The organism is Bacillus fungorum, from assembly GCF_002746455.1.
Classification (GTDB): Bacteria; Bacillota; Bacilli; order Bacillales; family Bacillaceae_G; genus Bacillus_A; species Bacillus_A fungorum.
The window spans coordinates 1-11267 of the sequence record NZ_NWUW01000056.1 but is presented as its reverse complement, the minus strand read 5'-3'; the positions used below and the strand labels follow the sequence as shown (position 1 = coordinate 11267).

Annotated in this window: 7 protein-coding genes; 4 read left to right on the top strand and 3 right to left on the bottom strand. The window is 30.6% G+C overall.

The window, feature by feature from the left end:
- Positions 1-458: 458 nt before the first annotated feature.
- Positions 459-1595, bottom strand: coding sequence for a hypothetical protein (locus CO726_RS29480; protein WP_099686654.1), 1137 nt, complete (start codon positions 1593-1595; stop codon positions 459-461).
- Positions 1596-3569: 1974 nt separating this feature from the next.
- On the opposite strand from CO726_RS29480, the gene CO726_RS29475 reads away from it, so the two are divergent.
- Positions 3570-4310 (top strand): MerR family transcriptional regulator, encoded by a 741-nt coding sequence (locus CO726_RS29475; RefSeq protein WP_099686653.1) that lies wholly within the window; start codon positions 3570-3572, stop codon positions 4308-4310.
- A 34-nt stretch (positions 4311-4344) separates the two neighbouring features.
- Here the strand turns inward: CO726_RS29475 and CO726_RS29470 are convergent, their stop codons facing one another.
- Together CO726_RS29470 and CO726_RS29465 are read right to left on the bottom strand one after the other, a co-directional pair.
- Positions 4345-5799, bottom strand: coding sequence for an FtsZ/tubulin family protein (locus CO726_RS29470; protein ID WP_099686652.1), 1455 nt, complete (start codon positions 5797-5799; stop codon positions 4345-4347).
- A gap of 14 nt (positions 5800-5813) precedes the next feature.
- Positions 5814-6227 (bottom strand): hypothetical protein, encoded by a 414-nt coding sequence (locus tag CO726_RS29465; protein ID WP_099686651.1) that lies wholly within the window; start codon positions 6225-6227, stop codon positions 5814-5816.
- A 1456-nt stretch (positions 6228-7683) separates the two neighbouring features.
- Here CO726_RS29465 and CO726_RS29460 point away from each other — a divergent pair.
- From CO726_RS29460 to CO726_RS29450, 3 genes are all read left to right on the top strand, one after another.
- A complete protein-coding gene (locus CO726_RS29460; protein ID WP_099686650.1) occupies positions 7684-8967 on the top strand; it encodes a replication-relaxation family protein in 1284 nt (427 codons plus the stop codon).
- 191 nt (positions 8968-9158) lie between these two features.
- Positions 9159-9545 carry a hypothetical protein gene (locus tag CO726_RS29455; RefSeq protein ID WP_099686649.1) on the top strand — a complete coding sequence of 129 codons (387 nt, stop codon included), beginning with the start codon at positions 9159-9161 and terminating at the stop codon, positions 9543-9545.
- A 17-nt stretch (positions 9546-9562) separates the two neighbouring features.
- The coding region (locus CO726_RS29450; protein WP_483860604.1) for a type IV secretory system conjugative DNA transfer family protein at positions 9563-11267 on the top strand (1705 nt) is incomplete at its 3' end.

Here is an 11267-nt window from a genome sequence, read left to right as displayed (position 1 = left end):
TAATTAAATATAAATAATCACAAGTATTTTATATACAAACAACAAGAAATATATATAACTAAACTCAATTATTAATTATAAAGAGATTCAGCAAACACCTCTAAAGCCTTGTATTACATACGTTCCTGGATATTAAGCTAAATTCACTATCGTAATATCCCCATTACATACAAGTTCTACATCATAGAAATCACAAATTAAGAAGTTAAATACCATATTACTCAGAATTCACAAGGTTAGAATCATATTACTAAGATAACCACAAGTACTGAATCGAATTATAAACATACTGAATCGTAACCAAACATAACGTAAATCGATTATATGCTTCCGTAAAAATGCTAATAGGTATATTTTCCTAAATAAAAAAGCATGTCTTCAAATTAAGGAACATGCCAAATAACCCTTGCTTTTAAGTAATTTTTTAACAAGGGTTGCCATACATATTTTTTTAAAAATCACATAAATTCCGGATAATCACCATGTTGCCTATGGTAATTTGTCCTTATCTCGATACTTTCTTCTACAGACAAACTTTTCTCAGTAAAATAAGTCCAGGCTTCTCTAAACTGTACGCGCATGAATGCTGGAATAGAGAATATTTCTTGCTCTTTCAAACAACTTTCAACTTGATCTAATGCATAAGTCATTGCGTAAATTAATAATTCACTTTGTTTTTGTTTCGTCGGTAAATAGATTGCGATATCAACAATTTCTTGTCTAAATGCAGTCATTATATTTTCTTTATCTTTTTTACGTAACGCCTGTCCCATGTGTTTCAAACGAGACACCGCTTCTTTTCTGCACTTCGCTACTGGTCTATGTAATTCTTTTTTATCATTCTCAATTAAGCAGTTTGAAGAAAATACCACGTTGAACTTCTCAACGATGATTTGTTTTACCTGTTTTCTTACACTTGTAATTCTTTTTTCATTAGCTTTCTTCTCTTTAGAATCGATTGCAGTAAATTGCACAATGGGGTTAATAATTTCTATGTAGTGTCTTACTTTCTTTGCATTACGATTTAATCTCTTTTTTAAGGAAGACATCTTTCTTGTAATCTGAAACTCCTCAATTTTATGTTTATAATGTTCCATACCCACTTTTCTTGAAAAAGTATTGATTAAATCTAAAAGGAATATAATCCCTCTATTATCACGAGCCTTTACTAGACTACTCATTATCGTTGTTTGAATTAGGTGAAATGGAATACGAAAATACGATAGCGATATACCTGTCATGTTTGCAGTTTCTGCAGAAGTGTGGTTATACAACGCATAATCTACAATTTCATATACAGTACGATTTCCAACAGGTGTTTCTTTTATGAGTCTACGCTCCAAACAAATTTGAAACCCTGTATAAATTGTTGTGTAGGGAATCCCACTTTTCTTAGCAAGATCCATTATTTGAAATTCACGTGGTAGCATTCCTATATCATTGCATTCAAAGTGAAGCAAGATGTAAGTAGCTAAAGCTGAAGATGGTAACTCTTTTCTTTCATTTTCTAGTTTTACGATGTTTAATAGTCCATCAAAAAATTTAACCCCATGAATATTAAGACTTTGTTCAGAAAAATTTAAGTGCGTATTCATAGTTTCCTTTTACTCCTCTGCAAAAAATAAAAAAGACACACCATTGGCAGGTTATGTGCCTTCGGTGTGTCCGTTTAGCAAGAATTTTAATTTTATTTATTCGTATATAATTCTTTTGTAATTAACATTCATGTACAAGATTATCTTTATAAAAATTAAATGTCAATACCTCTTCACGTTTAATTTTTATAAAATAATCTCATAATTAGTCTAAATAACAATTGAATTTGCACCATAGATAACTTTTATAATTAGATAACCCCCTAGGATAACCGAAACCTTCAGAAAAATGCTATGTCTAGAAAGTTGCTTACAATAGATCCGGAGTTTTCATATGGAAATCTTGCAATCATTATATACATTCGAATTCACATAACATTAATATATAATCCTCCATATTAATGTTATGTAAACAACAAAAGTACGTTTTATAAATCGATTCACACTAATATATCAACTGACATTAACATGTAGTTAAAAGCTTAACAGAAAATATCAATGTCATATCAATATTTTCTAAACAACAAGTACATACGTTCACTTGATATCATTAACATCTTATTAAAAAATATAGATTCGAATTTTTCTCATCTTCATTTAACAAGTTTTCTCCTATCAATCAAACAGTTTTCAGCATATTGCTATATCTAAGAAATTCCTTAAATACGATCGTGTGGTTTTCATTCAAAAAACCTACAATATATATGTTCAATCAATTTTTAAAAACTACACAATATCAAAAGCGATATTAATGTCATGTAAACAATCTAAGCTTTATTTATAGGTGTCAATCACATTGACATGTTAATCGACATTAACATGTCATCAAAATTCGCGCGATTTGTATGCATGCTAGAATTTAATATCATTGGTATCCTTTTAAGTAATACTCCTTAGTAGAACATATTATAAATAGCTAGAGCGCCGGCAACTTGAAACTACAAAGAATGAATTACTAAAAAAATATAAAACTTCTATTGAAATACAAAGTTCCATCTATTAATAAATCTTTTGAAACTATAGTGTTAATATTTAATTCTTTCGGTTGATATGAAATTAATAATAGGTATAATGGACTTTGAAAATATCAATCTTATGTTAATGATAACGTTATAAGTCTTCTTAATGGCATCGTTCAATAGCTGGTAGACACGTTAATTTTATATCCTTTATTCACACACAATATGAAAGGATACATATCGTGAAACAAACAGCAAATATAGTGGGGCTAAACCGATAATTAGTCAACAAGACATTGACACCTAAATGAATTCATTCACTCATTGTACTCTCTATGTTAATGTCGAATTTCATGTTAATGTCAGTGTTGAGTCGAAATTAGATGAATGATGTCTTTAGGTCGTAAAAAAACACCAGTATTACCGTAACCACATAAAACCATCTCAAATATTCCATGCAGCATGGAGTGGGTATTGAATCTCATAGTTTATTTATGTTGATGGCGATCCTATACTCTAAATATATTTAACCTCATAACATACTACTAATTTAGTGATATTATTACCTTTATTTCTAGCAATTATACACTATAATTAAAATTTCCTAGCTTAAGTCTGCTTTTTTCCACACTATCAATGATTATCTCCTTATAACTTGTTTACAAAACAACTATATTTCCTTATCATTAGTATTAAGTAACGTATTTTGTTAATCTCATAGCAACTATCATTGATCTCACTAATGTAAGGGGTCAAGGTTTTCATTGATAGCACATTACCATTTATATGCTTGAAGTTAATAATAACATCAACAAACCAAGCATATTCCGCATTTATAGTTAATGTTCTGTTGACAAAAACTCGTTCACATGTCAATTTCAGATTTCATGTGAATCACTAGATGCGCAGGGATTTATATGAATATCACTGCAATACTGCCTAACATGTTGATTTCAGTTTACATGTTAGTTTCAGATTGGGTGTTCATGCATTGATTTTTAAGGAGGTAGTTACAATGATTGAACAAAAAAACGAATCACAAGACCATCAAATTGACGATGATGATATATTAAATGATAATGTTTTTGAAAAAGCATGGCGAATAACCGAATTTTCTAAACTAGTTGGCCGTCATCATAATACCGTTTATAATTGGTTCAATATTCTAGAGGAAAAAGGACTTCACGAAACGTTAAGAACCCAGAATACAAATGAAAAACTCTATAATACATTAGATCTTGATATCGCTTTATTTATTAAGCTAAAAAGGGATGAGAAATGGTCTTTAGATGCAATTATTGACCTTTTACCACACCAATTTGATTTAAGACCTGTATCACCAGAGAATCAATCAAATGAGGTATCTACTGAATTAAACCTTCAGGCTACTGCAGAAATCATTGAAAAAATGGTATCTAAACAGTTAGAAGAGAGAATAAAACATATTGAGTCTCGTTATGAAGAGAGAGTGGAGAGTATACTTAAACAATTGCCACAACCAGAGGATGAAGAAACCCTAAAATTGCGTCAACGTCAAGATAGACTTGATAATTTTATCATTGAGCACAGAGCACGACAAGAATTAAGGAAACAAGCAGAAAATCTGTGGAATAGTAAACCTGAAGAGGAACGTACTAGGAAAGCAGGATGGTTTAAAAAAGAGGAAGATTTGAGTAAAAAGCAACTCTTCATTGAGCAGTACATACAGGATAATATTATTGATTATATAAAATCTCTTATGAATGCTGTAGAATAATAAAAAAGTCTGGATATTTATCCAGACTTTTTTATTATTTTGTAGTACCAAACATCTTATCTGGATCTAGAAAATCTGCTAATTCATCATCTTCATTTATCTCAGAATTTTTATCTTCTTCATCATTACCCATGTCAATAAAATCTCCAAACGCAAATCCTAAATCTTCATCCTCATCTATACTCTCTATTGTACTAATTTGGGACTTTGTATATTGAATTTGACTTTGTCTTTCCTTAAACTCATTAAATTCTTCTACTAATCCTTTAGATAACCTTGATGGTAACGCATCAGTTTTATAGAACGTATACACGCTTCCTAAGAAATCATTTTTACTTAATAAATATCCATTAAATACAGTACCATTTATAGGTAGATTATTTGAAACTTCTACTTTAGCGTCATCCATAAAGGAATCATCAATGTTTTTTTGCTCATCTAAAATAGCCAACATACCAAAATGATGTACTTTTGATGCTTCAACAGAACCATCATTATTTTTTTTCATTAAATCAATTGGATGGTGGAATGAACTTCCTCTTAATGACTCTTGGAACATATCTATAATCGCATGACTATTTTCTATTTGGTTCATATTACGAGAAACTTTATTAATTACTAAGCAGCCCGTTTTTTCAAGTAAAATACGTTTAAAGTCTTGAGAGTCAAGTATTACAGATGTACCAGAACCATTAGCAGCAGTGTTTAACTCATGAATAATCTCACTAATCCGTTGATTTGCATAGTCTCTTGAATTAGCAATACCTTTTTTCTCATTTTCATTTAATCCCTTAAATTCATCATAAAAGTGCTGGTTATCAGCAAATACTACAAATGCTACACCTTTAGATTTGTCATTTGCTAGTTTCCAAATCTCTTGTGAAAATTTATTTACTTGTCGTAGTACATCTGGCCCATCAGCTCGGACAGGAAGTGTCACCACAATTCCCATTTTAATAAAATCTTTACGCTCAATAGCATTTTCAAAGGCTATTCTTGCAAATTTTGCTTGATTTGCTTTAATTTCAGCCATTGGATATTGTTGTGCAACCTTTTGTAACTCTTTCCTAATTATCGGCTTGTTATGAAATGCCGAAAATTCTTCAATAGCTTTAATTATTGTAGAAGTTCCTGTTCCTCCACCTAATCCAGCAAAAAATAGAACAAGTTCATCCGATGGTCTTACACGTTCAGTGATAAAATCTTTTAATTTTTCTTTTGCTTCCTCATTTGAATCTAGAACTTTAACCGCGCGCTCTGGGTTTTTACCTAAGCCACCTAATTTAAGTGAAACCTGATTGCTTTTTGGTACATTTTTTAATTCAGCTAGATCTCCGTCATTACTATTTAGTGCTAAGCAGTTATATACTGCTGTCCCATCTGTATGCTTATACTCTGCAAATTTGTCTACCATTCTAGTACCAGCTTGACCAAAACCAACCATCGTCATTTTAACTGCCACTTCATTCTTCAAGAAGTTTTTTGCCATTATTTTATCTCTCCTTATTCACTTTTTTTTCTTTTCCCTAACTCAATAAGTACTTGTTGTCCTCTATAAGTTGAGATTAAAAATTTATATGGATGCATAGTCTTTTCATAAATTAAAGACATTGATGATAATGTACTTACACTTATTTCAGCTGAACGTCTTGATATATTTGTACGTTCAACCTCTAATGAATAAGATTTCCCTTTTGTTTTCTTTACTCGCCTGTTTATAACTACATTTTCCACTATTTCATTAATGGATATGCCCCTCATGTATTTTGTCTCTTGAAATTGTTTATTTACTACGTTTCCTATGTATAGAAATACACTATATAGTATCTCGTCTTGTTCAAGAATATCAGCAAACATGTTTACTACTTCATCTGTAAACTTAATTGTTTGATATTTTTCACTTAATATTTCGTTCAAGTTGTCCCCCCCTAAAACATTGGTTAATTATTCCTAGAAACATAGTACATCATTATACACCGTATATCAAGTCATTCTATATAAAACTTATATAAAAAGTGTATATAAGTTTTATATATCATCTAATGGGAACAATCTATATTTTACATAGGTTCTTATATGCGACGTATATATAAGTCGTACACATGATATATCAATTTGACACTTCATGTAATTTACATTTTCATAATATTTTTTTTACCATCATGATTACATGAAATAAAAACATAAAAAAAGATTTTATTTCATCATCAAGAAACTTATATATTATCTAATTAAAAACTTATACGCCTTACATATACAACTTATGTATACATTGTATATGTAACACTATATGTTTCAACAACTAATACCTAATCACTTGTCAATTTTATATAAACCAAACATAATAAAGCGCATATATAAAGCTTATATACAAGTTTTATATATAAGCTTTATATATAAATAATGAAAAACGCCTGCATTTTAATAATTTGCACTACACTCATGTATTTATGTTGATAAAAGCTTCCATTTTCTTTTACACAGTTCACTTCTTGTTAAATCAGAGATTGTTAATGTTATGTTAATTGTGTTACTAATCCGCCTAAATATATGTTTAATGAAAAAAGGACGGTTTATATACGAACCCGATTTCTTATCAATTTCAGTAACTTTTAAAAGTTTATTAAGGACGATTGTTAATTTCATATTCACAAAATCACTAGGTTATTTAGTTAAATACTTTATAGACTAAAATAATTGAAACTTTACTTCGATCTTTCTAATATACTTACTCTATCAATTTCATATAAACAAAAAACGGTCCCTCAAGTTTGTTACATAGGTTTACAATTTAGTGAATGAGAATTCTATGTAACTTATATTAATATACAAAACCTATGAATGTACTTGAAATGTACCGTTGATAAGATAGAAATAACATTGATTTTCCTCTAACTAAATCGCCGTTTCAACACGAGAGAGGGAAACTAAAAATTAAATTTTCAAGATAAACCAGTATTAAAAATAAACATCCAATCAAATAATAAATAAAGAAAATCACCCTTGATTCCCAAAATCCTTTTATAATTTTTGAATAATTTTAATCCATCAAAATTTTAATATCTTAATCGACTTTGTGTTAGGACGGCATAGCATCACTTTATTACTAAATTTTTCCTGAGTAATTGTTAGTTACCTAGTAGTACTTCGCCCTAACACTCAGGGGAATCTAGTAAACCCCATGAGGCTAATGATTTACTATAGATTTTTAAAAATCATTACCACCCCAACTTTGGGGTACAAGAATAGGTATCTCTAGAAAAGAAATTCTCATATTCATTTTTTCTTATTTTACAATCAATATTTAGATGTAATAGTATATAAAATACTACTGATTTTGTTTAAATTTAATTATAAATAAGAGGTGTATATAGTGTCGCAGAAAGTGTATAAATATAAAAGGGCAGGTACCCATAAATATTTTCATCTAAAAGAAGCAGACATATTTGTTTTTACAGTTTTATATTACAAAAGAGCTCTTACAACAAGACAAATCACAACGTTATATAGTGCATTTGAGAGAAGAGAATGTTCAGAAGCTAGCATATTCACAAAGCTAGATCGATACTCACAATACGGCGCTATCCTAACTAAAAAGATTGATAAAAGGGAGGATAGTATAACAAAACGAGCTTCATTCTCTTTAAAAGAAAAAACTATTGAATTCTTACAAAAAATAGGAAAGCTTCCACCAAACGTTTCTAAAAAAAGATATTCACGTGTAATTACAATTCATACTTTATGTGCACGTGAAGTTGTTGTACGTACTCTACTAGCTATTACTAAAAAGACATTTAGTAATGAAATATTAAATGAGTTAGATATCCGTTCCTATTACCTAAAGAAAAACATGACAATTCAAGAGACTCAGTTACCTTTGATTCCTGATGAACACATTTCATATCATAATAAAAATATTTATATTGAGATGGATATGTGTAAAGAAACTAATGCTATCTTAGTTGAAAAAGTAGGGAAGTACATAGATTACGCGCAAAAAACTGATGAGAATGTAACGGTTGTTTTTGTTATGTATGACAAGTCGATGTTCCTTGCAGAAGATGCAGAACCACCATACGTACGTATGAAAAATCTCTTATTTTCTATGCGAGAATATCATGAACATTTAATGAATCTACCAAATCTAAATATGCACATCTGCTCTTTGAAAGAAGCTGGAGATGTTATTTCAGATATCATTCTAGGAATAGATGATAATCAAAACTTTGAACAAGATATTCTTTTACCTTTATCTCAACGTAAAGTAGGAGATGTCGATTGGCGCTATGCATTCTTTGAAAAAGTTCAAACATTTAAGGAAACAATAGATGGTGGTCTTAGACGAACGTATAGGAGAGATAAAGATGCTATGCAAGATTTCTTCTTTATTTTTGGGAATGAAAATGATTACCGAATGATTGCTAGACTAGACGATGTTGTATTTTCAAGAAGAGAAGGAGACGAAGGCGTTCCACTTGTTGTTATTTATCCGAAACGTGAAAAACCTAGAGATATTCTTTTAATGGACACTTATGACAACGTACTGCTGCTATCCCTCCAAAATGAAGGTGTTATTATAGACGTGGAAGAACAGATTATGTCACGTACTGCAAATAACATACATCCGAAAAGACGTAAACTTGTTGAATTATATTAATCTCTTATTTTTTATATACTTCTATATAATTTTATTGATTTTTATTTTTCAGGGTGTTAGAATAACGTTTGAACATATAATAAAAACTACAATCAAATCAGAACATATGAATTTAAGGCAAGCGACACACGCTGTTTTTACAGTGGGTGTCGCTTGCCTTTTTTTATATGGAGAAAGGTGGAAAAATGAATATGAATTTACAATTCGCAACAACTACTAATGGGGGAGTAATCTCTGCAAGAGAGGCGTTTAAAAATCCTGAACTAGTCCTTAAACATATGACAGAAGAGGGTGCAACGTTTAATGTTTCTATACAAGATATCCAAATTCCAGGAAAGCCGAATTACTTTTGGTATGATGTCATAATTGAAACGGCAACGAATAAAAAAATAGAAGTAAATATTGCGGTACTTTCTCAAGAAGAATACGACCAACTATGCGAAAGAAATAGCATTGATTTATATTTAAAACAAACCGAAGATGCAGCGAAATTCTTTCTTGAAAAATCAAAAGAACTATTCCAACCAGAATTCAATAATCGATTCAAGTTTAAACATAAAGCTCAACTATATCTGTAAGAAGTAGGTGAGCCTATATGGAGACATTTAAACAACGATTACCGTTATTTACTACAATCGGCTTAATTAGCGGATTTATTCTTTCATTTGGATTCGGTTTAGTAAACTACATCAAGTTACTCTACTATGCATTTGAACCACCGTCTTATCCTATAGAAATTACATATGTACCGCTCATTTTAATGTTCTTCTCCTTGCTATTAGGAGAATTTAGTTTTAGGTTTTACAGCCGTATTCCTGCTTTGCATGTGAAGAACGGGAAGTTAATAATTTTAATTGCTTCTCATATTGCAGTTGATATTCAATTTTTATGGTTTGCAACTGCTCCGATCCATGCAAAGGTTATTCCGTATCTTACGGATAAATCAAAGCATGTTAATTTTGGTGAGTATGAGGCCATAGGTCATGTTTTAACAGGGAATTTTCACACACTCACTATGATTTTTGTATTTTTACCTACAGTATTTATGATTTTGTTTACACTTTGGTATAGTGGCCATATTGTTCGTTACCGAGAAGAAATATTAAAGTGGGTACAAAAATACGAATATAAAAATCACAAGTTACAAAAATGGTTTAATAGCCAAGAAGAACAAATATACCCTGATGTAGAAATTGGACCACATATTGAGCATAAAGAAATGGTCCGGATTAAAGGAAAAGATAGAACGTTAAATGGTATCATTATTGGTCCAATTGGTTCTGGTAAAACATCAAGTTTAATTATTCCTATGATAAATCAAGATTTACACTGGATGGTGCGTTTTATAAATAAGTTTGAAACTGCGTATAAAAAGAATGATTATGATACAGAAGAAGTAAAAGGAACATTTTTGAATGGTATCACTGTTATTGAGCCGAGTAATGATTTATGTCAAAAGGTATTTAAATTAGTACAAGCACATAAAATCCCTGAAAGCTCAGTTTACTATATCGATCCAACTAATCCTGATACTAAAAACATCAACATTCTTCGTGGACCAGTTGATAAAGTTGCAGAGGTTTTCGCAATGGTTATTCAAGGTTTATCAGAATCCAACAATGCATTCTTTGAGCAAGCACAGCGTAACCACCTTAAGCAGCATATCTATTTACTAAAACTACATAATCCGCAAAAAGATGTAACCTTCGACGATTTAATAGAAATGTATGATGATGTAGAACGTGTCCATCGTATGCATAAGCTACTAAAAGTACAAGTTGAAAAGTTATATGATTTTGTTCAAAGTGGGGCTGCTTCACGCGATCAAAAGAACGAGTATAAGATTATAAAGGGAATTGATGAATGGTTTGATAATACTATTCGTGAAAAAATGGACAATCAAGGGGAACCTGCTACTTATAAAACTGGTAAATATCGTGGACAACCGATGCATTATGATAGGGAAGAAGAATATGTAAAAGGTTTGCGTAATATCTTAAAAGATTTAGCTTCTAACGTTTTAATACGACGGGTTTTATTTGGAAAATCCGATTTTGATTTTGATGTGCATTTGGAGCAAGGTGGCATTTTACTTGTTAATACTGCAAAAGGGGAATTGGCAGACCTTTCAAACGTATTAGGAAAATTTATATTGTTAAGTATGCAGAATGCAGTATTCCGTAGGGAGCCGAACGTGTCACCTTACCATCACATTATTGTCGATGAGTTTCCGGATTTCATTGTGCGCCCGTTTAAAGAATTCCCTGCACAATCTCGTAAATATAAAGTAATTCTCACAA